Source organism: Melghirimyces profundicolus (assembly GCF_003054245.1).
Taxonomy (GTDB): domain Bacteria; phylum Bacillota; class Bacilli; order Thermoactinomycetales; family DSM-45169; genus Melghirimyces; species Melghirimyces profundicolus.
In genome coordinates this window covers 16,073-40,451 of sequence record NZ_QBKR01000003.1, presented here as the reverse complement: position 1 = coordinate 40,451, position 24,379 = coordinate 16,073, and the positions used below count along the sequence as shown (strand labels likewise).

The 24,379-nt window shown below is 55.6% G+C and carries 28 protein-coding genes and 1 pseudogene; 7 read left to right on the top strand and 22 right to left on the bottom strand.

Annotation, left to right across the window (positions count from 1 at the left end):
* Positions 1–68 precede the first annotated feature (68 nt).
* Positions 69–275, top strand: a complete 207-nt coding sequence (locus C8P63_RS02865; protein WP_108021837.1) for a DUF1657 domain-containing protein — start codon at positions 69–71, stop codon at positions 273–275.
* A 41-nt stretch (positions 276–316) separates the two neighbouring features.
* Here the strand turns inward: C8P63_RS02865 and C8P63_RS02860 are convergent, their stop codons facing one another.
* The 6 genes from C8P63_RS02860 to C8P63_RS02835 are packed head-to-tail and all read right to left on the bottom strand — an operon-like array spanning position 317 to position 3,943.
* Positions 317–991 carry a DUF421 domain-containing protein gene (locus tag C8P63_RS02860; protein ID WP_108021836.1) on the bottom strand — a complete coding sequence of 225 codons (675 nt, stop codon included), beginning with the start codon at positions 989–991 and terminating at the stop codon, positions 317–319.
* A gap of 18 nt (positions 992–1,009) precedes the next feature.
* Positions 1,010–1,360 carry a stage V sporulation protein AE gene (spoVAE, locus tag C8P63_RS02855; RefSeq protein WP_108021835.1) on the bottom strand — a complete coding sequence of 117 codons (351 nt, stop codon included), beginning with the start codon at positions 1,358–1,360 and terminating at the stop codon, positions 1,010–1,012.
* Positions 1,357–2,361 carry a stage V sporulation protein AD gene (gene spoVAD, locus C8P63_RS02850; protein WP_108021834.1) on the bottom strand — a complete coding sequence of 335 codons (1,005 nt, stop codon included), beginning with the start codon at positions 2,359–2,361 and terminating at the stop codon, positions 1,357–1,359. The genes spoVAE and spoVAD overlap by 4 nt, the downstream gene beginning before the upstream one ends.
* A 1-nt stretch (position 2,362) precedes the next feature.
* Complete coding sequence (gene spoVAC / locus C8P63_RS02845; RefSeq protein ID WP_108021833.1) at positions 2,363–2,845, bottom strand: stage V sporulation protein AC; 483 nt, start codon at positions 2,843–2,845, stop codon at positions 2,363–2,365.
* A 19-nt stretch (positions 2,846–2,864) separates the two neighbouring features.
* Positions 2,865–3,722 (bottom strand): DUF421 domain-containing protein, encoded by an 858-nt coding sequence (locus tag C8P63_RS02840; RefSeq protein WP_108021832.1) that lies wholly within the window; start codon positions 3,720–3,722, stop codon positions 2,865–2,867.
* 14 nt (positions 3,723–3,736) lie between these two features.
* Positions 3,737–3,943, bottom strand: coding sequence for a DUF1657 domain-containing protein (locus C8P63_RS02835; RefSeq protein ID WP_108021831.1), 207 nt, complete (start codon positions 3,941–3,943; stop codon positions 3,737–3,739).
* A 47-nt stretch (positions 3,944–3,990) separates the two neighbouring features.
* Here C8P63_RS02835 and C8P63_RS02830 point away from each other — a divergent pair, with 47 nt between their 5' ends.
* Positions 3,991–4,431, top strand: a complete 441-nt coding sequence (locus C8P63_RS02830; RefSeq protein ID WP_108021830.1) for a hypothetical protein — start codon at positions 3,991–3,993, stop codon at positions 4,429–4,431.
* A gap of 287 nt (positions 4,432–4,718) precedes the next feature.
* Here the strand turns inward: C8P63_RS02830 and C8P63_RS02825 are convergent, their stop codons facing one another.
* The 3 genes from C8P63_RS02825 to C8P63_RS02815 form a co-directional block, all read right to left on the bottom strand.
* Positions 4,719–6,341 (bottom strand): alkaline phosphatase family protein, encoded by a 1,623-nt coding sequence (locus C8P63_RS02825; protein ID WP_245920659.1) that lies wholly within the window; start codon positions 6,339–6,341, stop codon positions 4,719–4,721.
* 89 nt (positions 6,342–6,430) lie between these two features.
* The gene (locus C8P63_RS02820) at positions 6,431–7,285 is read right to left on the bottom strand and encodes an alpha/beta hydrolase (RefSeq protein WP_108021829.1); all 855 of its coding nucleotides are present in this window, start codon (positions 7,283–7,285) and stop codon (positions 6,431–6,433) included.
* A 589-nt stretch (positions 7,286–7,874) separates the two neighbouring features.
* Positions 7,875–8,216 carry an Mpo1-like protein gene (locus tag C8P63_RS02815; RefSeq protein ID WP_108021828.1) on the bottom strand — a complete coding sequence of 114 codons (342 nt, stop codon included), beginning with the start codon at positions 8,214–8,216 and terminating at the stop codon, positions 7,875–7,877.
* 115 nt (positions 8,217–8,331) lie between these two features.
* Here C8P63_RS02815 and C8P63_RS02810 point away from each other — a divergent pair, with 115 nt between their 5' ends.
* On the top strand, positions 8,332–8,862 hold the full coding sequence (locus tag C8P63_RS02810) for a histidine phosphatase family protein (protein ID WP_170109458.1): 531 nt from the start codon (positions 8,332–8,334) through the stop codon (positions 8,860–8,862).
* Between the two features lie 21 nt (positions 8,863–8,883).
* On the opposite strand, the gene C8P63_RS02805 is transcribed toward C8P63_RS02810, so the two are convergent.
* The 8 genes and pseudogenes from C8P63_RS02805 to C8P63_RS02775 form a co-directional block, all read right to left on the bottom strand.
* Positions 8,884–9,474, bottom strand: a complete 591-nt coding sequence (locus C8P63_RS02805) for a GNAT family N-acetyltransferase (RefSeq protein WP_108021826.1) — start codon at positions 9,472–9,474, stop codon at positions 8,884–8,886.
* Between the two features lie 186 nt (positions 9,475–9,660).
* Positions 9,661–11,453: pseudogene (locus tag C8P63_RS02800) on the bottom strand (M3 family oligoendopeptidase).
* A gap of 117 nt (positions 11,454–11,570) precedes the next feature.
* Positions 11,571–11,696, bottom strand: coding sequence for a YuzK family famiily protein (locus C8P63_RS19690; protein ID WP_281258664.1), 126 nt, complete (start codon positions 11,694–11,696; stop codon positions 11,571–11,573).
* Between the two features lie 172 nt (positions 11,697–11,868).
* Positions 11,869–12,519: a nitroreductase family protein gene (locus C8P63_RS02795; RefSeq protein WP_108021825.1), complete on the bottom strand. Its 651-nt coding sequence runs from the start codon at positions 12,517–12,519 to the stop codon at positions 11,869–11,871.
* Positions 12,520–12,602: 83 nt separating this feature from the next.
* Positions 12,603–12,992 (bottom strand): carboxymuconolactone decarboxylase family protein, encoded by a 390-nt coding sequence (locus tag C8P63_RS02790; protein WP_108021824.1) that lies wholly within the window; start codon positions 12,990–12,992, stop codon positions 12,603–12,605.
* A gap of 299 nt (positions 12,993–13,291) precedes the next feature.
* Positions 13,292–14,275, bottom strand: coding sequence for an NAD(P)H-quinone oxidoreductase (locus tag C8P63_RS02785; protein ID WP_108021823.1), 984 nt, complete (start codon positions 14,273–14,275; stop codon positions 13,292–13,294).
* 81 nt (positions 14,276–14,356) lie between these two features.
* Positions 14,357–15,049: a tetratricopeptide repeat protein gene (locus C8P63_RS02780; RefSeq protein WP_108021822.1), complete on the bottom strand. Its 693-nt coding sequence runs from the start codon at positions 15,047–15,049 to the stop codon at positions 14,357–14,359.
* A gap of 117 nt (positions 15,050–15,166) precedes the next feature.
* Positions 15,167–15,352 carry a hypothetical protein gene (locus C8P63_RS02775; protein WP_108021821.1) on the bottom strand — a complete coding sequence of 62 codons (186 nt, stop codon included), beginning with the start codon at positions 15,350–15,352 and terminating at the stop codon, positions 15,167–15,169.
* Positions 15,353–15,548: 196 nt separating this feature from the next.
* On the opposite strand from C8P63_RS02775, the gene C8P63_RS02770 reads away from it, so the two are divergent.
* The 3 genes from C8P63_RS02770 to C8P63_RS02760 all read left to right on the top strand — a co-directional run bounded on the left by C8P63_RS02770 (position 15,549) and on the right by C8P63_RS02760 (position 17,908).
* Positions 15,549–16,400, top strand: coding sequence for an EamA family transporter (locus tag C8P63_RS02770; RefSeq protein ID WP_108021820.1), 852 nt, complete (start codon positions 15,549–15,551; stop codon positions 16,398–16,400).
* 254 nt (positions 16,401–16,654) lie between these two features.
* A complete protein-coding gene (locus tag C8P63_RS02765; protein WP_108021819.1) occupies positions 16,655–17,080 on the top strand; it encodes a TlpA family protein disulfide reductase in 426 nt (141 codons plus the stop codon).
* A gap of 45 nt (positions 17,081–17,125) precedes the next feature.
* The gene (locus C8P63_RS02760; RefSeq protein WP_108021818.1) at positions 17,126–17,908 is read left to right on the top strand and encodes an undecaprenyl-diphosphate phosphatase; all 783 of its coding nucleotides are present in this window, start codon (positions 17,126–17,128) and stop codon (positions 17,906–17,908) included.
* A gap of 1,382 nt (positions 17,909–19,290) precedes the next feature.
* Here C8P63_RS02760 and C8P63_RS02750 read toward each other — a convergent pair.
* The 4 genes from C8P63_RS02750 to C8P63_RS02735 form a co-directional block, all read right to left on the bottom strand.
* On the bottom strand, positions 19,291–19,698 hold the full coding sequence (locus C8P63_RS02750) for a hypothetical protein (RefSeq protein WP_108021816.1): 408 nt from the start codon (positions 19,696–19,698) through the stop codon (positions 19,291–19,293).
* A gap of 129 nt (positions 19,699–19,827) precedes the next feature.
* Positions 19,828–20,145 carry a cytochrome C oxidase subunit IV family protein gene (locus C8P63_RS02745; RefSeq protein ID WP_108021815.1) on the bottom strand — a complete coding sequence of 106 codons (318 nt, stop codon included), beginning with the start codon at positions 20,143–20,145 and terminating at the stop codon, positions 19,828–19,830.
* A gap of 191 nt (positions 20,146–20,336) precedes the next feature.
* A complete protein-coding gene (locus C8P63_RS02740; RefSeq protein ID WP_170109457.1) occupies positions 20,337–20,783 on the bottom strand; it encodes a VOC family protein in 447 nt (148 codons plus the stop codon).
* Positions 20,784–21,004: 221 nt separating this feature from the next.
* Positions 21,005–21,835 (bottom strand): MBL fold metallo-hydrolase, encoded by an 831-nt coding sequence (locus tag C8P63_RS02735; RefSeq protein ID WP_170109456.1) that lies wholly within the window; start codon positions 21,833–21,835, stop codon positions 21,005–21,007.
* A gap of 244 nt (positions 21,836–22,079) precedes the next feature.
* Between C8P63_RS02735 and C8P63_RS02730 the strand changes: the two genes are divergently transcribed.
* A complete protein-coding gene (locus C8P63_RS02730) occupies positions 22,080–22,997 on the top strand; it encodes a sporulation protein (RefSeq protein WP_170109455.1) in 918 nt (305 codons plus the stop codon).
* A gap of 49 nt (positions 22,998–23,046) precedes the next feature.
* On the opposite strand, the gene C8P63_RS02725 is transcribed toward C8P63_RS02730, so the two are convergent.
* Positions 23,047–24,372: a dihydrolipoamide acetyltransferase family protein gene (locus tag C8P63_RS02725; RefSeq protein ID WP_108021811.1), complete on the bottom strand. Its 1,326-nt coding sequence runs from the start codon at positions 24,370–24,372 to the stop codon at positions 23,047–23,049.
* Positions 24,373–24,379 lie beyond the last annotated feature (7 nt).

Sequence of the window (24,379 nt, the reverse complement as noted above, 5' to 3'; positions counted from 1 at the left end):
CTACCGAATAACGGTTTTCATGAATGTGCATGATATCTTATGTCATTTTGAAAAGAGGAGGCCATCACATGACCGTCGGAACGAAAATCCAGCAAACCATTGCCAGCGCGGAAGGGGTCGCCGCTAATCTGAAAACCTTCGCACTGGATACAGACAACAAGCAGGCGAAACAAATGTACAATCAACTGGCACAAAATATGGACTCCATTGTGCAGCAGTTGAAAAACCGTGAGCAACAAGTGATGTCGGAAGAACCTCAGTACAAGCAACAATAAGAAAGAATCGTCCCCCTTCCTCTGAAGGAAGGGGGATTCATTTATTTACTGTCACCGCTCCCGGTATCCACGTAAATCTCCGGTTCACATTCCCGGGTCGCTGCATACATCACTTGCCGGATCTCTTCAAACCCCTGTTTTTTCAGCTCCCGCTTGAGCCAGTCGCGATCTTTTCCGATTAACTTCAGATTCTGTTTCTGAATTTTTCCATCCACCACCAGGGAAAGCGCCAGACCCCGATAGGGAACGGGAATGTTTAAATCTTTCGGGGTGGCCGGGTATAAGTCATCTCTTGGCAAAACGCTCAAGGACCCGGTAGGCTCCAGGATGGCATACTGAACTTCCCGCAGATCGGGATAGCCTTCGGATCGAATATTCCCCAACAATTCGGTTAATGACAGTTCACACCGTCGAAGGTTTTTCTGGATGATCTTTCCGTGTTTTACCAGGATGGTGGGCTCCCCTAAGATGAATCGTTTACTCCAGCGGTACAGCGTCAATTTGGCATAAAGGAAATGCATCCCGGCCACCAGTGCAATCGCTCCGATGGTTTTCCAATAATCGTTCACCAAGATCGGGTGGGTGGCCAAGGCGGCGATGACCACGATCGCCATCAAATCGTGAGGGGTCACCTGAGCCAGGGTGGATTTTCCCATCAAGCGCAAGGCTGCGATGGAAAGCGTAAAGAGAGTGACCACTTTCAAGACATACAACATCCGTTCATTCACCTTCTGTTATCCCCGCGGTTTAAACACCAAGGCCGCCATGAAACCGAACACAATGGCCGCGGAAATGCCGGCGCTGGTCACTTCAAAAATGCCCGTGATCACCCCGACCAATCCGTGCTGCTCCGCTTCTGCCATCGCCCCGTGAACGAGGGCGTTGCCGAAACTGGTGATCGGAACGGTCGCTCCGGCTCCGGCAAAGTCAATCAACGGTTCGTATAAACCGAACCCGTCCAAAACGGCTCCCGCCACCACCAGCATACTGGTCGTATGGGCCGGGGTGAGCCTCAATCCGTCCAACATCAACTGGCCGATGACACAGATCAACCCGCCCACGACGAATGCCCACAGGTAGATCATGAAGAGACGCCCCCTTCCAAAGCGACGGCATGAGCGATACAGGGAATGCTTTCATTCTGCTGGTAGCTGAGCGGTGACAGCAGGGCCCCGGTGGCGACGATGAGCACTTTTTTCAGCTCCCCTTTCCGCATCCGGTTCAGTACATGTCCGTACGTGACACAGGCCGAACAGGCACAGCCGCTGGCCCCGGCCTGAACCGGCTGATCTTCCCGGTAGATCATGAGCCCGCAATCTCCAAAACGGTCGTTGGGAAGCTTCAGCCCATGTTTTTCCAACAGATCAGCGGCGGTGGTGTGCCCGATTTTCCCCAGATCCCCCGTCAGGATCAAATCATACTCCGGGTTTTTCAGATCCCGGAAATGGGCTTCGATGGTGTCCACCGCGGCCGGGGCCATCGCCGCCCCCATGTTGAAGGGATCCTGAATGCCCATGTCGACCACACGTCCCACTGTGGCAGAAGTCACCCGGATTCCTTCCTCCCGGTTCGTCAGTACCGCCGCCCCCGCTCCTGTCACCGTCCATTGGGCGGTGGGAGGTTTTTGGGAGCCGTACTCGGTCGGGTAACGAAACTGCTTTTCCGCCGCCGCATTGTGGCTGGCCGTACCGACCAGCACCCGCTCGGCATACCCGCTGTCCACCAGAAGAGACCCCAGGGCGAGGCTTTCCATGGAAGAGGAACACGCTCCGAACAGGCCGAGATAGGGTACGGCCAGTGTACGGGCCGCAAAATTGCTGGAGATCACCTGATTCATCAGATCTCCGGCGAGGAAGAACTGGATGTCTTCCTTTCGCATCCCCGCTTTGTCAATCGCCCGTTCACTGGCTTGCTCCAGTAATTTTTTCTCGGCTTTCTCATAACTGTCCTGACCCAGCCACAAATCTTCATGCAGAAGATCAAAATCATCGGCCAACGGCCCCTTCGCTTCAAAAGGCCCTCCCACGGCTGCGGAAGCGGTGATGGAGGGCGGATTGGCAAATACCCAGGTCCGTCCTTGGATCACGTTAAACCCCTCCCAGTCCCTGAAGAAGGATCACCTTGAGGGTCGCGATGACAAAGGCGGCGAACACCCCGAACACAATCACGGATCCGGCCAGTTTGAACATGTTGCCTCCCACCCCGAGGACAAACCCCTCCGAGCGGTGTTCGATTGCCGCCGAAGCGATGGAATTGGCAAACCCCGTCACCGGAATGGCGGTTCCCGCTCCCGCCCACTGAGCGAGGTGGTCGTAAACGCCCAGTCCGGTAAACAGGACCGCCAAAAAAACCAGGGTGGCCACGGTGGGATCTCCCGCTGTCTGTTCGTTGAAGTCCAAGAACTGCATATAAAACTGGGAGATCAACTGACCGATCAAACAGATGGTTCCACCGACGAGAAACGCCCGGATGCAGTTTTGGAAAAGAGGGCGTTGGGGTTCCCGCTTATTTACGAAGTCCTGGTACTCCTGTTGGACCGGACTCAGTTTTTTCTTCTGTTTATTGGACATGTCGTTCCCCTCCGATGGTTTATTTTAAAAGCGGTCGCACATCATAAAGGATGGATGACACTTCCGTGGCACATTGCCGGTACATTTGTTTCGCCTTCTCGTCATCCGTATCCAAGGAAAATGACTGTAAATCGGCTTTGGCCTTCTCCAGCGTGGTCAAGAGCAGTTGACGGGCCGTCGGCTGCGCCACCTGGATGGCATCGTCAAAGAGGTCGATATACAGCTCGCCCATGGTGTTCACCTGAGCCAGAAAGACGTTTTCCGGCGAAACATCCAACTTGGACAACTCGGTGTTCAGCCATCCCCGGTTCAGGCCCATGGTGGCCAAGGGCTCGTCCAGGATGTTTCCGTCGAGGATAACGGTTTGAACGCCCGTTTCCGGTGCGGTTTCCACTCCCAGTTGTTGGGCGGTCAAGGGTTGCTTGTTTGATTTCATCAGGGCATTGATCTCCCCGTTGGCCTCCATCACGGCAAACTCGACGTCAGCCACGTTGAATATCTGTTTTCCGCGGAGTTGTTGCAAAAGGTCTTCCGGCGTATATCGGACTTGCTTCAACTGATCCTCCATGATTTTCCCGTGTTTAATGACGACGGCTTCTTTTCCGTGGAGGAGATCCCGGACCCATTTGCTTTTCAACGAAAGGAAGCTGTAAGCGAGGCCGGTGAGCCCCCACGTCAACCACGCGATCCATGCCAACAGCGGGGGCTGGATCAGGTTGAGAACCAACACGGCTGCCAATACGCCGAACCCCACCAGGTAAACCCGGTCGAAGGGGGTCATCCGTGCCGCCATCTTCCTCCCCAACAGGCGCATCCAAACCGCCATCAAAACCAGAACCCCCACGGAGCGAATGACGGTCATCAGCCAATCCGGCATGAAACATCCTCCTTTTACGATCCTTTGTACTGCGGTTCTTCGAATTCCATCCGTTGGATCCGTTTGTTCAGCCGCTCCAGGGTGGGTTCCAATTTCCGGGCGGATCGTTCAAAGATTTTCCTTGATTTTTCATCCTGAGTGATCTTGGCGTAGTGTTCCATCGTCGATTGGGCACTCTTCAAATCGATCAGGGTTTGCTTGACTTTGGAATACGTCGTCATATTCAACCTCCGGCAACATGATCTGATGAAAAGGAGAAGATCCCGTTATGAACAAACATCATTGGCTCTTCCTCATCCCGGTTCTTTTGCTGACTGCATGTGCTGAACAGGCCCAACCTCCGAAACCTGAGAAACCTCTTCCCATTGCCCAGTCGGAAACACCGGATGTTCAAAACATGAACCAGGCCAAAAAACTGGCCCAACAGGACGGTCGGGTCGATGAAGCCACGGCTGTGATCCTGAAAGACAACCTTTCCATGGGATTAAAGGTCAGTAATTGGGATCGGCTGTTTCTCCGGGATATCCGGAAAACCGTTTTTCATCGGTTAAGGCAAACCTTTCCCCAATACGAAATCCATGTGACAACGGACAGCAAACTGTTTGAGGAATTGAAGCAACTGGAGACGGAACTCCGGAAAAGTCCGCCTTTAAGCCCCGAGTCCGGCATGAAGAAGCTTCAGAAGATCAATGATGATATGAAAGGGTGAGCCAACTCCGGTTCAGTGCCCACATCGCCTTTATGAACCCTCCCTATACCTTTATTGGTTTTTCGTCACTTTTTTATGCTTGTTTCGATAAAAAAAGACAACAGCCGTTCCCTGGGAACGGCTGTTGTCGCGGTGGGAAGCAAAGGGGTATTGTCAACTCCATGATATGGTCGGATACACCCCTTGGTTCGGATGTTTGCCCCACATTCCCCGAAATCACTTCGTCGATTTTTAGCATTTGTTTTATGAAACTTCGGACTGACGGTGGCTGCCTGATCCCGTGATGTTCACATTTGAGCCGGCTCCTTTATGTCGGGTTTTTTCTTCCCGCTTTCCAACAACTCCAGCACAAAGGGCTTGAAGTCAACGATCCGCCAGTGTTTCGGCCGCCGATCCGTCCCCGCAATCACAACCGGAAACACGGAATCGATCCGGTGGAGAGAACCGTGTCCCGCTCCCCCTTTGTGGGTGGGGGAGTGTTTGTCCGCCAACTCGTATCCCGGTCTTGCGTTCACGATCAGAAAGCGGCCCGGATGGGAGTGAAGGGAAGCCTCAAGCCGGGCCAGTGCGTCGGGAAAATCCCCGTAGCTCAGGCGACCTCCCCTTGGTTGAACAGCAAGGTCCAACACGTCCGGATCCCCATCCAGCTGCCAACGCTGTCCGTAAACATCCGTCCATTCGTCTCCCTTTCGGTACCGCATCTCCTTCTCTCCGAGAGCGGCGTTTCTCACATGGATCCACCCTTCTGGATCGGACCAGGCGATGACATCGATCCTTCGGTCCTTCTGCAGGGATTCCGCCAGCCATTCCAGCCGGATGTCTTCCTTTAATGAATAAACAAAGGCCGAGCGCTCATTCACGGCCAACACCACTTCCGTCTTCTCACCGGGGGTCTTCCCCGCTTCCAGAAGCTCAAAATCCCCCAACAGCCGATCCAACGGTACAACCGGATCCTCGTTAGAGGCAAGAACCGGTGTGGAGCCACTGTCGCCGCTGACGATCCATACGGCGTGTTTAAGCGCCTCTTCCCAGCTCCCGAAGGAGTTCATCAATTCCCCGATCTGCCGGTCCAACTTTTTCAGTTCTTTCATCTCCGATTTTCCCGGTCCCTCGGCATGAATGGGTTTATCCAGGTCCGGAAGATAAACGAACATAAAATCGGGAAGGCGGTTTTTCTTTGCGAGAACTTTTGCAGTTTCGACGGAATAGCGGTTGTTCATCCCGAAGGAGGAGGCAACGCTGTCGGGAAGGGACCGCAACCCTTTCAGAGGGTTGGCAAAGGCACCCAAAGCCAGAAAGTCGGGACCTTTGACATTCATCCGTTCCGGCAGGGCTGTCGTCGCGGAGATCCACTTCTGAAAGGTAAGGGTATGATCGGTGTGACCCCGGTAGATCATCCCATTGACGTTCCCCGTTGTAAAACCCCGTTCCCCCAATTCTTCATACAGGGTTTTGGCTTCCCGGTTCAGGTGCTGTTGGTTCAGGTTGCGGGCGGTGTCCATCAGGGCAGGGTTCACGCCGCCCCGGACCACTTCCATCAACCCGGTCCCGTAGTTGACCAACCGTTGTTCTTTCGTATCGTACCAGATTAAACCGGGGACGCCGTGACGATCCGGGTATTCCCCCGTCAAGAGGGATGCATCGATGGAGACCGACATCGTCGGGAACACATTCACCGCTTCTTTCTGATAGATCCCGTTCCGGATCAAAAAAGAAAGAGCGGGAAGCTCCCCCTTCTTCATCCCCTGATCCATCCCCGGCGCCATCAGGGAATCCACCATCAACCAGATCACCGGACGGCCGGAACGGGCTTCCATGCGATGGAAGTCTTTCTCCGGTTGCTTCGGTTTGTTCCACGAATGATTCAGACAGCCCGTGATGACCACCGCCATCAGCGGAAGGATCAGCATCCTGCGCAACAGTTTTCACACGCCCTTTTATCAGGAATGAAATAATAAGGAAATACAGGGGCTTTATTCGGTACCGACAGAAACCATTGTCAGCGCCGGTTCACCCAATCGATGATGGTGTCGATCGCGGAAGGAGATCGTCCTTCATGGATGAAACAGTGATCGGCATCGGCCAGAAGGTGCCACTCCTTCTCCTCCGTCGGCAGCCGGTCGAAAAAGGATTGGACCGTCTCCCAGTTCACCAGAGGATCTTTCGCCCCGCAGATGCAAAGGGTCGGAAGGGTGAGGTTCGGTATGTATCGGAAAGATTCCCGGACATGAATCAGGATTTCATCGATCCAACGAAAAGAGTAGGAGCGAGGAGCCGGATCCCTGAACTCCTGTCCGAATAATCGGGTGAAATAGGAGAACAACCTCGGATACCGGCGGAGCCGGTTGATGATCGGGAGAGGTTGGATATGCAAAAGCGGCAGCACCCGGCTGAAGAACCGGATGCACTTACCGGCGTACGCCGGGAGGTGAAGGTGCAATCCGAAAGCCGGGGCGGACAAAATGAGGGCGCTCACCCCGCGGGGGCGGTTTTGGGCATACCGGGTCGCGATCAATCCACCCAGGCTGTGGCCCATTAAACAAATGCGCCCCAACCCCGTCACTTCCCTGAAATACTGTACCATCTGGTCGAGATCTTCCACATAATCTTCAAACCGGTCCACATGGCCGGACCGTCCCCCGGAATGTCCGAAACCCCTCAGATCAAACATCAGTCCCGCAATCGCGGACCGGGCCAACCGCACCCCCAGGTGGTGGTACTGTTCCAGGCTCTCACCGGCACCGTGAACCATGATCAAGCCCATACGGGGTTGTTCGGGAAGCCAGGCCCGATATCGAAGGGACAACCCCTTGTTCATCACGAGCCGACCTTCTTGAAAGTCAACGGGAACCATGGTTTCCTCCCGGTGTTTTTTCTGCACCGTTTTTTAAGTATTTGCAGATGGTCAGGTTCCCATTCGTTACCTGCACGAGATCCCGGACGCCGCGGATCGGGCCCGATCTCTTGCATGAACTTTCTTCCAGACGGACTGTGTCATGAGCTTTTTACGAAAAATGATCCGCAACAATCGAAGACAACCTGACTACCGGGAGACGTGAGATATAAACCGGAGAGAAATCCGGGATGAGCTCTGATCCCGGTGACCGTCCTGATCCCATAACCCCATTCCGTCCGGCAACCCATGCGATCCCGATGCAACCGCCGTCCAAACCGGGACCCTGAACCCTCTCGGTGCCAACAGAGAAATCACAACACAGCCTGTCCCGTTTATAGCGGGACAGGCTGTAGTTGTGAAAAAGTGAGTCTCAGCATCTACCCAAAACCGCTCCGGCTACAGAGCACCAGTTACTATTTTGGGTAAACGCTTCCCCTTTTCTCGAAACGAACATGAAATCACAACGCTTGTAGGTCTTACCGGTTCAACATTGTGCCGATTTTGATTTTTGCAAAGGGAACCCGTAGGATAGTCAGGGAAAAATTGTTTATGCCTTCATTCGATCAGGGTTCTGCTCTTCCAGACGGCGGATTTCTTCTTTCATCCGCCCGGTCAACATCAGCCAAAACATGCGGAAGTCAGCCCGTAAGGACCAAAAGGGATGGCCGAAGGTGGCGGGCTTGTTTCCTTCCACGAAAAAGTGGCTGTACCAGGCCAGACCGTAGGCGATCACCGGTGCGAGAAGGATGAACCACCAGCGGATCGTCACCGCCAGCAGGAGACAGACCCACACCATCGACGTTCCGACGAAATGCCAGCGACGGGTTGCCGCTTTGCTGTGCTGGGAAACATAAAAGGGCCAGAATTCCTCATAATTTTTAAATTCCATCATGTAACCTCCCGAATGGGTTGAAGTACGGGGGTGAAGCGAACCGAATGGCGACGATCCAATGACTTTACATAAAATGAATGACGAAACCATCACATTCCGAGGAGGAAGCCCGTTGGCGCGTTTTTACCTGGTGAGACATGGTGAGCCCGACTGGGAAATGACCGAAAAGCGATATATGGTGGGAGTGCAACGGGATCTCGTCCCCTTGTCCGCCCGGGGCCTCCTTCAGGCGGAAAAGTCCGCCCGGGATCCCCGACTGGCCGAAGGCGAATGGATTCTCTCCTCTCCCTATACACGGGCCATGCATACCGCGGCCATCATCAGCCGGATCCGGGACCTGCCCCTCCACGTGGAATATGACCTTCATGAATGGCTCCCGGACCGGACCCTCTCCTACGACTCCTATGAAAAATTGAAAAAGCTGCGGGAAGATTTTCGCCGTCATAAGGGAAGGTACCCCGAAGGGAAAGAGCGTCCCTGGGAGACGATTTCCAGTGTGCGGAAACGGGCTCGAGCCGTCCTCTCCCGTTATAGGCACCATGCCTGCGGGATCGTCGTCTGTCATGAAACGGTGATCCAGGCGATCACCGGGTCGGAGGATCCGGTGGACCCGGCGGGAATCGTGGAATGGGAATTCCATTGATCCTCACCGCCGCATGACCGATCATGGGTAGAAAAGCGGAAGGTCGGCCCGTTTTCCGCTTTCCCACTCCTCCCGAAGCAATCCCATCTTGACCGAGTCGTAATAGCGGCCTTCCACGATCCGGGCTTTCCGGATCCGCCCCTCCTCCACCATGCCGCAACGGTCCGCCAGACGGATCATTCTCTCGTTGCCGGACCAGGTGGAAATGCCCAGACGGACCGTGTCCATCGACAGGAACAGGTAGTCGATCCACATCTGGAACGCCTCGGTTCCACAGCCTCTCGACCAACAGCGGGAATCAAAGATGACCAGTCCGATTTCAAACCAACGGGTCACTGGATCCACCCAATACCGGTTGACTGTCCCCTTCAGTTCCCCGTCAATTTCGATGACCAGATGCCGGCGCGGCCTCAAAGTCCCCACCCGATTCAGTTCCTCCCCCCAGCGGCGGTCGAAATCTTCCCGGGGAGGGGCCTCCATGGAATAATAGGGGCCGTTCCAGCGGTGGTGTTCCCGGTCCTCCGACTCAAACTTCCAATACCAGATCGATTCCGGATCCCCGGGTTCCAGGTCCCTCAACACCACCCGGGAGCCCGGAATGCGGATGTGCATGTCTCCCATCACCTCCCTTCAGGAAACTCCCGTATTTTGATTTCCACAAGGGATTCGGCAAACCCTTCCGGCCCGATTCTGCGATATCCGCCAAATCCCTTTTACCACCATCCCTGCGGTCCATGTAAAATACCGCTGAAAACGAAAAACCGCCCTCTGGGGCGGTCCTTTCCGCGCAAACGCTTTTCATCGATGATCCGTCAGCTCCAAGAAACGGTGGATATCCCCTTTCACCAGGTCGACGGCTTCCTGCCAGAATTCCGGTCGGGTGAGGTCGACACCCAAATGTTTGTGTGCCAGATCCTCCACGGTCATGCGGCCGGTATCCCGGAGCAGGCGACATACTTTTCCGCGAAGGAGGGGCCTTCCTTGAGTGCCCGGCTGTACAGTCCGGTGCTGAAGAGGTAACCGAACGTGTAGGGAAAGTTGTAGAACGGAACCCCCGTGATGTAAAAATGGAGTTTCGATGCCCAGAAATAAGGGTGGTATTCCTCCAGCGCCCCGCAGAAGGATTCCTTTTCCGCTTCCAAAATCAGTTCCCGCAGGCGGTCGGCGCTCACCATCCCTTTTTTCCGTTCCTCGTAAAACCGGGTTTCAAACAGGAATCTGGCGTGGATATCCATAAAGAAGGCGACCGCCCGCTGAATTTTCTCTTCCAGAAGGGCCACCTTTTTTTCCTTCGTGGGAGCATGCCGGATCGAAGCGTCCGCCACGATCGATTCGGCAAAGGTGGAGGCGGTTTCGGCGACACTCATGGAGTAGCGCTGCACCATCTGGGGCAGATCGTTCATCACGTGCTGGTGATAGGCATGCCCAAGTTCGTGTGCCAGGGTGGCCACGTTGTCAGTGGAACCGGAGTACGTCATGAAGATCCGGGACTGGTTGCTGACCGCGAAATTGGTGCAGAAACCTCCGGGACGTTTGTTCGGGCGGTCCTCCGCTTCGATCCAGCGATCCCGGAAGGCCCGTTTGGCAAAGTCGGCCATGTCGGGATCGAATTCCCGGAAATGGTCCATGATAAAATTCGCCGCTCCGTCGTAGGGGATGTGGGACTCTTCCTTGGAAAGGGGCGCGTATACATCATACCAGCTCAATTTATGTAACCCCAAAAGCGACGCTTTTCGTTCGAAGAAACGAAGGATTTCCTCTTTGTTTCGGCTGATGACGTCCCACATCATCGAGAGCGTTGCCTCCGACATCCGGTTGATGTCCAGAGGTTCTTTCAGGACGGAATCCCAGCCCCGGCGGCGGTAGAGGTTCAGCCTGAAGCCGGAGAGGTGGTTCAAGGTGGAAGCCAGTACCTCTTCTTCTCCGGCCCATGCTTCGTTCAGCCGGTGGAACACCGTTCGACGGACCTCCCGGTCGCCGCTGGACAGCTTGTTGGCGGCCTGACCCACGGACAGTTCCCGGGTCTTTCCGTCTTCTTCCACAGAGATTGTCAACCGGCCGACCACGGTATTGTACAGGTCCCCCCAAGCATGGTAACCGTCAACCGACAGGTCCCCCGCCAGACTCTCCATCTCCGGGGGTAACTTATCCGCGGCCCGCCGGCGGCGTTCTTCGAGGGGAAAGGAGAGGGGGCGGATGGCGGGATCCCGCAAGAGTCCCTCCCAAGCCGAATCGGACATCTCCAGCATCAGCCGGTCCAGCCGGGTCATGGCGGAGTTGAAAGCGGCGCCGGTCTGGGAAAGACGACCCCGAAGGATCTTGGCCTGTTCGTCTTTCACGTTTTCTGAAGCAAGGCAGACGACAAAGGCTCCCGCCTCGCTCAACCGGGCCGTCAGATCTTGGATGACACCGAGAATGTTGCGCCAGGTATCCAAATCTTCCGACCTTTCTTTTTCCATCCGCCTGATTCTCTCGTCAAAGGAACGGACATCTTCCTCCAACCGTTCCATGAACCGCCGAAACTCGGGGGATTGGCTTCCCCCCGGGAAAAAGACATCCAGATCCCAGGTATTGCTGTACGTTTCGGACATATACTCACCCTTTTTTCATCATTTGCTTCCTTCCCATTGTATCATTTTTCCGGGAGGTGCCGACAAGACAAAACCGGCGGCCTGCGCCGCCGGTCCTTTTCCTCGTCACACGTTGAGTCATGCTGCTTCCGCAACCAATTGTTTGGCTTTCCGGTATTCCTCCTCACGCTTTCCTTCCACTTCGATCCGTTTGTTCAGATCGTTGGCGTACTCTGCGAACGTGATATTGTGAGAAGTGTACATGGCCCGTTCAATGGTGGCGGAAATTTTTTGGTTCAGGATAAAAAACCTCTCCCTTCGTGATTTACGTTTATGATCGTATCACGATCCCCTTTTATTTCCAAACCGGTTGAGACGGAACCTCATGTCATAAAGCGTTCTTTCGACACCAAGGGAGAAGTGAGTCTCGTTTCCCTCAGCTTTCGGGGTTAAATGCTTTCCCATAGCGGTCGATCTGCACCACTTCGTTGAGAGGCAAGCGTGCGCACCGGGGCAGGTCAAAATCGCCTTCGTATCCGAGGGAGATCAGCATGGCGGGGAACAGGTGTCCGGGCATCTTCACCACCTTCCGGACTTTCTCCGGATCAAAGCCGATCATGGGACAGGTCGCCAACCCCATGTCCTGAGCGGCCACCATCAGACTCATCGCCGCCAGGGAGGCGCTTCGAAGAGCTTCTTCCCGGGCTTTTTGCGGATTTTTGGCGTAAGTGTCATACATCAGCCGGGCCTGGGCTTCCACCTTTTCTTTCCCGTTCGGTCCGTAAAAACCTTTATCGGCAAATTCCTCCGCCACCCGACGGGCCCGCTTGTAGGCGTGCAGGTCCCCGCACACCACGATCGTGACGGAAGCCTGCTCCACTTTTTCCTGTCCCATGGCGGCTTCTCTCAGCCGCTTTTTATATTCCGGATCCCGGACAACGATAAATTGGTAATGTTGAAAATTCCAGGCCGAAGGAGCCAGGGTGGTCAGTTCGAACAGTTCCGCCAACTGTTCGTCGGTCACTTGTCGGTTCGGATCGAATACCTTGACAGAACGCCGTTGGCGCAGGGCATCTTTGGTTTCCATAACGGCCTCCTCTGAAAAAAGAATGTTGTTGGAATCCCTCCAACAACATGGTATCACGATTTTGTCTCTCGGTTTGAAACCTTTCAGTGCTCCAACGTCCGGCCCGGGTCCGCCGCGGCCGTCTGATCCCCGCGGAATTCCTGAAGGGCTTCCTGCACCAGGGTGACCGCCTGGGACATGGCCAGCCCTCCTCCGAAAGCACCGGACACGGCGGCCGCTTCCAATACTTCCTGCTGGTCGGCCCCTTGGTCAAGGGCTCCTTTGGTATGGTAAATAATACAGTACTCATCATTGGTCATCACCCCGAGAGCCAGGGCGATCAGATGCTTTTGTTTAACGGACAGTACCCCTTCTTCAAAGCAGGCTTCCGTGAACTTTCGGTACTGCCGGGCCACTTTGGGGAGATTTTTTTCAAACGTGCCCACTCCCTCTTTGTAATCCTGCAACACTTGTTGTAGCATCGAACCCTCCATGGCGGAGACCTCCTCATACATGGTATCCTCTGTATCTTTTGCCAGGTTCGCGGCAAACATGCAACCTTGCGTGAAGCAAAGGGGCCGGGCGTATTTTTCAGGTGAGAAAAAACGAGATGGATTCGAGGAGGATATCCATGTACAAAGCCCCCGATGCGGAAGGACGGCACGGATCCACTGACGGTCCATATTCCTGCAAACCTGAGGGCATTCGTGGAAGCGAAAAGGATGCCGTTTCCTCCGCCGGACTTTTGGGACCGTTTCTGAAGGAGGAACCGCTCACCACCGTCGGTCCGTTTTTAATCCACTCTCAGGATCACTTTGCCGATGTTCCGGTTTTCTTCCATGTACCGGTGGGCTTCACGGACTTCTTTCCAGGAGAATGTTCGATCGATGACTGGCTTGATCTTGCCTTCGCCGAACAGAGGAAGGACATGGTCCGCAAAGTCACGGGTCAGTTCGATCTTGTAATGAAGGCTCCGGGACCGAAGGGTCGTTCCGATCACCTGAAGACGCTTGGCCAGGAAGGGGACCAGGCTGGCATTTTCCAGCTGGGCGCCCCCAAGGGTGCTGATCAGCACCAGTTTCCCGTCGATCCCCAGGCAATTCAGGTTTTGTTCCCAATAGGGCGCCCCCACGAAGTCCAGAACCAATTGTACTCCGTTTTCTCCGGCAGCGGATCGCACATGGGGTTCGAAGGGACCTTCTTTGTAATTGACAGCCAGATCGGCTCCCAATGAGCGGCAGGCTTCCAGCTTGTCAGAAGAGCCGGCGGTGGTGTAGACCGTGGCTCCGGCGGCTTTGGCCAGTTGAATCGCCGCCGTCCCCACCCCGCTGGCCCCGGCATGGATCAAAACCTTCTCGCCCTGTTTCAGGGAGCCCAGCCAAAACAGAGCTTGATAAGCCGTGAGGAAGACTTCGGCGATCGCCGCCGCTTCCTCGAACCCGTATCCCTCCGGGATCGGCAGCGCCATGTCCCCGGGGATCACCGCATATTCCGCATACCCTCCGCCCGGCAGAAGCCCGAAGACCCGGTCCCCGGGTTTCCACCCTCGGCAGTTTTCTCCCACTTTCTCCACCACACCGGCCATTTCCAATCCCAAGATGGGGCTGGCTCCCTTCGGGGGCGGATAATGTCCCTTTCGTTGCAAAATATCGGCCCGGTTGAGCGCGGTGGCCTTCACCCGGACCAGCAATTCATGGTCGGTGGGCCGGGGCGTGGGATATTCACCCACTTTCAAGTTTTCGGGTCCGCCCGGCTCAGTCACGATCACGGCCTGCACGAAACAACCTCCTTTCCGTATTCATCGTTTCGGCTTTTTAAGGACAGAGAAAGATTTCCCCCGTGCCCCGAAAAATCAAACTCAGCCCGCCTCATAGGTCACCGATTCCTCCATCCGGTGAAAGGCTTTTTCCCAGTCTCCCTTTTCCATCCAGCCTTCGGCTTCGGTCCATCCCTGGTGATCCACCGTGGAAGCAAAGTCCTTCAGGCGGTGGAACGTCTCTGCAGCCCGCTTCCAGTCTCCTTCTTCCCCATGAAAGAGGGCCAGCTGGTGAAGAGCGTAGCAGAGGCCGGGACCCACCAGGTTTCGTCCGTCCTCCTCCCCCAGTTCCCGGAAACGCCCCTCTTCCCGGCGAATGATCTCTTCCAGTTCCCGATGGGCCTCCTCTTTTTTGCCCAGTCGAAAACGGTAATAGGCAAGGTAGACCTCCAAATGGACCCGACTCATCATATACCCCATTGATTCCGGATAATGCTCCAAGGCCCGCTTCATCTTCTCTTCGGCGGATTGAAACGCTTCCCTCTCCGCGTCCATTTCAGCCATTTCCACCAGACTCCTGACAAAAGCGAAATGTCGGTTTTCATTTTCGTCGGGTCCTTCGGCCGCGATCGATTCAAACAGCGGGTAGGCGAGGTCCTTCTCTCCCCGCTGCAACAGGGTGACCGCGATCAGCATGCGGGAGTTCAACTGGTCGAATTCATCAAAAATATGGTTGGGCAAAAGATGGGCCACCCGCTCCCGGGCCGCCTCCTTCAGCTCATCCAGATGTTCCATGGTTTTCCCTCCACCGCATACAACCCCTCTCGGGCTGTAATGAGCTCTTTTTCGTCCATTGTATCAAAAAACCGCCGGCGAATTTCCGGCGGATCACTTGTGGTCGGAGCGGAAGGTTCAGAGTCGCTTGAATTGTTCGCTGTATGAGAGGCGGTTCGGATCTTTCACCCCTTCTTCATGGTCCAGCCGGTCCCGATTTTCCGTCCCTTCATCGGTATTTGCGGAAACTTCGGGCAATGCTTCCGTCGCCTGCTCCAGGGGATCCATATGGGTGCGTCCCCGTTTCCGGTCTTTTCTTTCCATCGGGCATCCCTCCCGGTAATCGTTATTCCTAGGATGCAGCAGGTGTCCGGCTTTTATGCGGGAGGCATGTTTGATCCGGTTCCCTGCTATAAATAATATAAAGGTGGACAGAGGGGATCTCCCGGGCCGTGGACGAAATCATCCCCGTGTGGTACGGTGGAACTCATGAGTTCACGGAAAGGGTGGAAACAAGTCGATGTGGTTTGTCTGGGCCCTTATAAGTTTTGTCACCTTCGGTATGTCCGGCTTTTTGATGAAAACCAGCTCCGTTCAAAAGGGTTCGATGATCCACACCCTGTGGGGGATCTACCTTTCGGGAACACTCGGTTTCGCCCTCTGGACTTTTCTGACCGGCTCCTTCCGCTTCGACCTTCCCGTCCTGCTCGGAGGACTGGCTGTCGGCCTGGGTTCCGCCGCCGGGAATTGGCTGTTCATGATGGCGTTGGCACGGGGGCCTGCCAGTTTGACCTCCCCCTTGGTCAATACGAACATCCTCCTGATCATCGCGTTTTCCGTCGCTTTTTACGGGGAACGTCTCTCCCCGACGGAGTGGACGGGGGTGACGCTTCTGATTTTGGCCGTGTTTCTGATTCCGATCGATCCGGATGAAACATTGGCCATACGCGACCGGATCTGGTACGGACTGGTCACGGCCGCCACGATTGCCTTCACTTTTCGGAACGGCGGCCTGAAAGTAACCGATGAACGGGGGATGGCGGGAGAGATCGTCCTGATGTACGGATATCTCTTCAGCCTGCTGTGGATGAGCGTGGAACTGTGGAGAAAACGGTCCTCACGGGAAACCGCGGAGGCCGTCCGCACCGGGCTCCGATGGGGGATCACCGCCGGTTTCTTTTCCTTTATCGGGATGCAGTTCTACGCGATTGCGCTGATCGATGGACCGGCCAGTATTGTGGCGCCGGTATTCGCGGCCAACAGCCTCGTGGTCGCCCTTCTGTCGATCCTCTTTTTCAAAGAACGTCTCTCCCGTCTCCAAACCATCGCTTTGATCCTGTTAATTGCCGGCCTGATTCTGAGCCGCATCTGACCGGATGTATGGCGAAAAAGTGAGCGGCGGCATTTACCCGAAGCCGCTTCGGTTGCACTCTCACAAAGCACAAGTTCGCCTGGGTCGCTTGCGCTCCCCGGTCTCGCTATGCTGTCGTTAAGGGATGGATGCATTGTCCGCCGGGCAGGACAGCCAAGTCGATGTTTCGGGTAAACGCTTCCCTTCTTCTGAGCCTGACAATCCATCACAACGCTTCCAATATTCGACGCCCTGAACGACAAGGAGGTTGAAACATGACAGGGGAACAAGCCCCCGATTTCTGTCTGCCGACACTGGAGGGGGAGACGGTCTGCCTCAAGGATCTCCGGGGAAAAGTGGTGCTCCTCTCTTTCTGGGTCACCTGGTGTCCCTCCTGCCAAGCAGATCTCCCCGGAAAGGAAGTGTTCGCCCGTTCCCTTGATGCCTCCCGTTTCGCTTTTTTCACCGTCAATGTAACGGGACGGGAGCCGGACCCCGGAAGAGTGAAACCTTTCATCCGGAAACACGGGTACCGTTTTCCCGTCCTCCTGGATGACGGCCGGTCCACCTACGATGCCTTCGGAATCACCTCCGTACCCGCCTCGGTGCTGATCGATCCGGAAGGACGGATCGCCGGACGCTACGGGGAGGGGACCCCTTTTGTGAAAATCGTGGAGGACCTGGGCCGTCTGCTCGATTGAAATACAGCGTCCCGTCTTCGGACCGTGCGGGAGAAGGGGGTTTCTATGGATTGGTTGGAAGCCGCGGTGCTGGGGATCATTCAGGGATTGACCGAATTTCTCCCCATCAGCAGCACCGGACACTTGTACCTGGGCAGGAATCTGTTTGATTTGAAGGACGCGGGTCTCTTTCTGGATACCATCCTCCATCTGGGCACGCTGATCGCCGTTCTCGCCGTCTACCGGCGGGAACTGGCGACGGTCCTCAAAAATCCCTTCGGCCGGTTGGGACGGCTGTTGATGGTGGGCACTCTCCCCACCGCCTTCATCGGCTTGGCATTCAAGGATTTTTTTGAAGAGATCTCGGAAACGGGAGTGACCATCGGATGGGAATTCCTGATCACCGGCGGGGCTCTGTGGCTGGCTGACGGATGGAAACGACGGGCCAACAAATCCTTGGAGCAGATCTCTTATACCGATGCGGCATTTATCGGCACTTTCCAGGGGGCGGCGATTCTTCCGGCGGTTTCCCGGTCGGGAATGACGATCGCCGCCGCTCTGTTCCGGCGGATCGACAAAGCCGACGCCGCCTGGTTTTCCTTTTTCCTGTCCATTCCGGCCATCGCCGGCGCCCTCGTCTTCCAGTTTGACGACCTCTTGTCGGCACGGACCGAAGTGCTTCCGCTCTCTTCCCTGATGATGGCGACGGCCATGTCTGCTCTTTTCGGCTACCTGGCCGTCCGTTGGATGATCCGACTGCTGAAGCAGGGCTCATTGAAACCCTTCGCCGTCTATGTCTGGATCCTCGGAGTAACCGTCCTCCTCTTCCAGTGGACCGGCCGGTTCTGAACAGAAAAGAAAGAGCCTTCTTCCGGTGAAGAGGGCTCTTGTTGCATGGCACTTATGCACCTTCCCGGTCTCACGGGCCATGGGCCCCCGTCCATATGCAGGGGGTTTGTTACGGAGTACTTGCTTAACGTCTCACACTTGTCTGACGATCCGAGGGCCGGAGAGCATCCCGGGAGCCTGTGGTGCGACCGCAGGAAGTGCCCTTGTGTGCGACCGCAGGAAGTGCCCTTGGGGTGCTTCAGCCGCGGGGTTCCTGACTTTCTTACGTTCCTGTTTCAGGATTCCTTTTTTGCGAACAAAGGGTGAATGTACTTTTTGAAAAGCCAGGAAACCAGGAGTGCAACGATCGCAGCCTTGATCACAAAGACACCGAGATCGGCAGCCAAGGGAATGATCAGTTGATTGGTCCAGTCCGGTTGTGGAGGTTCGGCTCCAGGGATAAAAATCACTCCTTCAACAAAATGTGATACGTGAACTCGAATTCAATCGGGACAAACCCCCTCCCTGCCCGGCTTGTCCCCACTGCCGCCGCACATTCAGCGGTTCCCTGAAAGTATGGTGAAAAAGTGAGCGGCAGCATTTACCCAAAGCCGCTCCGGCTGCACTCACAGAGCACAAGTCTCGCCTGAGGTCGCTATGCTCCCGATCTCGCTATGCACTCACAGAGCACAAGTCTCGCCTGAGGTCGCTATGCTCCCGGTCTCGCTATGCACTCACAGAGCACAAGTCTCGCCTGAGATCGCTATGCTCCCGGTCTCGCTATGCACTCACAGAGCACAAGTCTCGCCTGAGATCGCTATGCTCCCGGTCTCGCTATGCACTCACAGAGCACAAGTCTCGCCTGAGATCGCTATGCTCCCGGTCTCGCTATGCACTCACAGAGCACAAGTCTCGCCTGAGATCGCTATGCTCCCGGTCTCGCTATGCACTCACAGAGCACAAGTCTCGCCTGGGTCGGTTGCGTTCCCCGGTCTCGCTATGCTGTCCTGCAGTGATGGTTGCACGGTCCGCTCCGAATCATCCTGCTGCGGGCAGGGGCAAACGCCTGCGGATGCAACACAGAAGAAGATTTTGCCCCTGAACGCCCTTGCTGGCTGATTCTCCGCCGGCTTTTCTGAACCTGACCATCATTCATCACAACGCTTCTGAGGATGGAAGTAATGGGGAATCTACTTTCTTACAACGAATGATCCAACCCTTCCGTTTCTGAAAATGGACAATCGGGTTGGATCCCGGTGGATCACCCGCTCGCAACCGGTGGCCGGCCGGTCCCCCATTTTCTCAAAGCCTGTAAAATACCCTTTCACGCCGCACATCCCCTCTTTCATCGCCGAAAACGAAAACCCTCTCCCGGGGGAGAGGGCGGAAAAGAACATTATCATTCAGAAGGCTGACGCCAACATGGCCATCAACAGAAGTAAGGTGACCGAAAGGCAGATCAGGAGCGGAAAACCCACTCCCGCTTTTTTACCGCCTTTTGCCACATATTCATCGAACAGTTTCTTCTGGTCATAACGGAAATACAGGATCATGCCCAGGTTGAACAACGTAAACAGGGGAGACCATCCGTCCGGTGTTACCGAAGCCAAGATGATAAAAACGATAAATCCGGGAATGACAACCAAGAACCGCTTGTTCTTCTTTTCCGGGTATCCCGCCCGTCCGTAACTGATGGCATTCATCAAGCCGGCAGCCAAAAAGGTGAAGAAAAAACAAAACAGAGCAACCGCCGAGGGACTCCAAATCCCTTTCTCGTCACGGCCGTTTTCCTTTCTCCGTTCCGAGTCCATCCCCTCCCTCCTCTCTTCGACAAACTTATCCCTTATGGAAGTATTTTGTCAACGATTTCTTTTTTCTTCATGACTCCGCCCCGGAACCAACCGGCTTGGTTTCCGGGGCGGATGGGAAAAGAAAACCTGTCAAACCCAAAACACCATGGCCACAATGGCCGTCGCGGCCACGATGCAACCACCGCCCATGAAGATGGAGGCGGTCAGATACCATTTAAAGTCCAGGTGCATGAAGGTAAAGAGTTGCAGTACCACCTGAATGGCCGCCAAGAAAAGAATGGCGGGAAGAAGCAAATGGGACGGCAGAAGATTCATCCCCACCAGTACGAAGGAAACCACGGTCATCAGCAACATCCATAAGAAGGACAGCAGGTACTTTCCGGTGGTTTCTCCATGCGCCTCCCGGGCCATCTCGCTTTTGCCGGTCGCCTTCTCCAATTGCGCCATGGCGTCCACTCCTTCCGTATTTGCATTTCACAGAATTGTAACATTATTATGACTGAAACGGGAGGGCGGTGTCAATCTCCGAAGGAAACCTTTTCCTCCTTCAGTCTCCTTCATTCCCTTAGAGGCGTTATGAAAAAGTGAGCGGCACCCGGCGAAAAAAGGGAAGGAGGGTGAATCCCCACCTTGTCGATTCATTTCGTATTCGAATCCTCCTCCCTCCGTCTGATGCCTCCCTGATATTCCGGGCTGTAAACCACTTCCAACTTCAGACGGAAAGGATCTTCAAAAAAGACCGCGTAGTACTCGATCGATCCGTGAAACTGGCCCGGACTGCCATACAGAAGCGAAATCTTTCTCTTCCGCAGAAAATCCGCGGCCCGGTCCACGGCTTCCCGGCTTCCGGCTTGAAAGGCAATGTGGTTCAGACCCGGCCTCTTCCGATGAAAGCCTCCCTCCGCAAAACCGGGCCCGCACTGGACGATACAGAGCTTCATGTTTCCGTTCCCGTAAAGCACCCAACCTTCTTCTTCGATCTCCTTGGTGAATCCGAGAAACGCCATCAGGGGATTGTAGAAACGGACGGCCCGCTCCAGATCGGACACATTGTAATCCAGATGGGAAAATGTCACGGAGATCATTCCGGTTCCTCCTTGATTGGAAATTCTTACTTTTTCACTTTGGGAGTCATTCATACTTTCTTCTCGTATATGAACAGGGTTGCCTTCATACCTGACCCATTGTTGAAAAAGGAGTATGATCATTCGGAAGCAACGGAGAAGCCGATCCCGTCACTTTGCCACCGGAGGTGGAAAGCGACGCCGTCCCGATCCAGCCCTGACAGCCAAAAAGCCGGCGTCCTTTACCGGACGGCCGGCTTTTCTTTTTTTCGGTTTTCTCTGATGATCGAATGGATCAGGTGGACGGGGGAGAGTTCCCCGTTGGAAAACCAGACCAGCCCCGTCCGCTTTTTCAACAGCCGGGATGCGATTTCCCCGGATCGGGCGCCTTCACGGTGAAGGCGCAGCGTTTCATCCTGCAGCCACTCCAGGAAGTGCAGCTTCTGTTTCAGGGCTTCCGGGCCGTCGGGAATCATTCCGGCATGGGAGCAAAACACAGTCCGGACCGGATACCGGAGCACCCGGCGGATGGATTCGGCCAGCCGGGAAACGGATTCGTTCCGCATCCCGTATGTCAAACGTTTTCCCAGATAAAGATCTCCCGTAAAGGCCCATCCCCGTTCTTCTTCCACCCAGGAAACGTGATCATCGGCATGCCCCGGGGTGGACACGGCGAGAAAACGGAAACGTTCCGTCTCGATCCGCTCCGTCACAATCCCCCGAACCGGCGTGAGCGGCCCCCAGACCACTCTTCTGTACAGCGGAATCCGGGGAGGGTGGGCCAGGATTTCCGCCGTCCGGTCCCCCATGTAAACAGGCGCTCCGTATTTCTCCGCCAGACGGGCGGCATTGCCCGCATGGTCTTCATGGAAATGGCTCAAGGCGATCGAACGGGGAGGAAAATCCTGCGCAAATCGTTCCACTTCCTTTACCGCCCGACGGGGACCGGTTTCCAGCATCAGGCCGTCGACGTGGAAAACCCAGATCCGAAAAACATTTCCCGGAAAATCAAAACGACACCGAAGAGCGGTGACTTCCCCGTGTTTCAAACGTTTCAGCGACGTTCTAACCATCAGACATCGACCATCCATTATCATTGAGTGATTGAGTATTCATTCATTATTGTACCATAAAACCGGAACCGGCTGAAATGATGGATCCCGGCCTTTGAGCCGGAAACGTCGGCCATTTTCCATTTTCTCTCCCGATTGCGGCTTTTGCCTGTTCCGATATTAAAACCAATGGAGGATCGTCATCCGTCACGTCATACGATATATTGGTAGACAGAGATGAAAGATCATGTGGGGGGGCAACAACGTGTTTAAAAATCTGCTGGCTAAAATGGGAAAAGGCGGAGCAAAGGTGGATCTCAAACTGGAAAAAACGGAATTTCTTCCGGGTGACACCGTAAAAGGAGAGCTTGTCATCACCGGGGGCATGGTGGAACAGCGAATCAACGGGGCCGACGTGGAACTTCAGTTGGTGATCCGGGCCAATGGCAAGCCTTTTAGCCACACCATTGAAACCATCCCGATCCGGGAATCCTTTGTCATCCCCCCGGACAACTGGCGTTCCTTTCCCTTTTCCTGTGTGTTGCCCAAGGAACTTCCCGTCTCCGGCAATCCCGTCACGTACAGCTTTGTGACCCGTCTGGACATCGAAGGGGCGGTCGACCATACCGATCACGACTACATAAAGGTGCAACCGCCCGACCGGCTTCAGAAAGTCCTGCAGGCGCTCTCCCGGCTCGGGTTCCGGGAAAAATACGGCTCCCGTTCCTTCAACGGATACACCCAGGAATTTGAGCTGTTTCCGACCCAGTTGCTTCACGGCAAAGTGGAAGAAGTGGAATTCGCAGCCGCAGTGGAAGAAGGCGGCCTCCGGCTGCTCCTGGAAGTGGATGTTCACTCCTGGACGGGAGAGAAGGAGATCAAGAGGGAACTCTTTCTGGAAAACAGCCTCCTGGACGAGGAGGAACAGCTGAAAGAACGGCTGAGTCAGGTTCTGACGGAGATGGCGGAAAATCCTTCCTCCTGGCAATGGTCGATTTCGGGCAAACACAAGCACGGTTCTCTCCATTGGAAAGGAATGATCGGCGGGTTTGCCGCCGGAGTCCTGGGAGCCATGGTGCTGTCGGAACTGACGGAGGAAGCGGTGGAAGGCCTGGAAGAAGCAACGGACCTCGATCTCCCGGAAGGGGATTTCGATTTGGCGGACGGCATGTTCGATGACTGAAGATGGATTCCATCAAAAAGAAGCCCTCTTGTTGAAGGGCTTCCTTTTTTTAGGTTAATTCCAGTAAAAGCGCACCCGGATCGGCGGTATAGGATCCCAGGGTGCGGGTGAACCGGATGGCGTCCGCCCCATCCAGCACCTGGTGGTCGAAAGAGAGGGAAACATTCATTCTCCAGCCGGGAACCAGCTCCCCCTTTTGGACCACGGGACGCTGCTCCACCGGGTGGAGGGCCAGGATGGCCACCTCCGGCGGATTGATGATGGGCGTGGCGAAACGGCCTCCCAGGGAGCCGGCGTTGCTGACGGTAAAGGTGCTTCCGGTCATCTGCTCCGGTGCGAGGCGCCCTTCCCGGGCTGCCGCCGTCAACTCTTTCAATTCCCGATCGATTTGAAGGATGTTTTTTCGATCCACCTCCCGGATGACGGGAACAAGCAACCCCCGGGGCGTGTCGGCCGCCACTCCCAAATGGACGGACCGGTGGCGGCGGACCGTTTTTTTCTCTTCGTCAAAGTGAGTGTTCAACAAGGGGTGATGCTTCAGAGATACCGCCACCGCCTTCAGCAGCACCGAAAGATAGCCGATCTTCGGAACCCCTTCGGACGCTCTCGCTTTCAACCGGTTCCGCCAGGAAACCAACCCTTCCGCGTTCAATTCCTCAAAATGAGTGGCGTGGGGCTTGTTCGTCACAGAGAAGAGAAGGCGTTCAGCGATCACGCGGCGGGTGCGGGAGAGGGGTTCTTCCGTGAAAGCCGAATCCTCCCGGAGTTCATCCCACTTTTCAGACACCTTCTCTGAAACGGGTCCAAAAGCGTTTTGCCGCGCCCGTTGGGCAACCCCTCGACGGATTCCCGAAGCCAGTTCCACCACCCCGCGGGACTCCGCCAACGCAGCAGCGGCCCGTCGAACGTCCTCCTTCCTCACGCGGCCGTCGGGACCCGATCCCTCCACCTCCCGGATGTCCACCCCCAGATCCCGGGCCAGGCGCCGGGTGGAAGGGGCGGCCAAGGTGCGGCGGCGGGCGGGCGGCTTCTCTCCCGGGGTCGATCCTTCCATCTTCTTCCCCTCTCCGGAAGGGACGGAACCTTCGGCGATGGCCGCCTCCTCCGTCCCGCTGCCGGTTGGTTTGCTTTCCATGCCTTCCTCCCTGATCACCAGCAGCACTTCCCCGACCGGTACCGTCTCCCCCTCGTCCCAGCGGATCGCTTGTATCGTCCCCGCAGCAGGGGAGGGGAGTTCCACCACCGCTTTGTCCGTTTGGACTTCGACGACGGGCTGGTCCGATTCCACCCTTTCCCTTTCATTCACCAGCCAGCGGACCACTACCGCCTCGGCCACCCCTTCGCCGACATCGGGCAGTTTAAATTCAAGACCCATGCTCTCC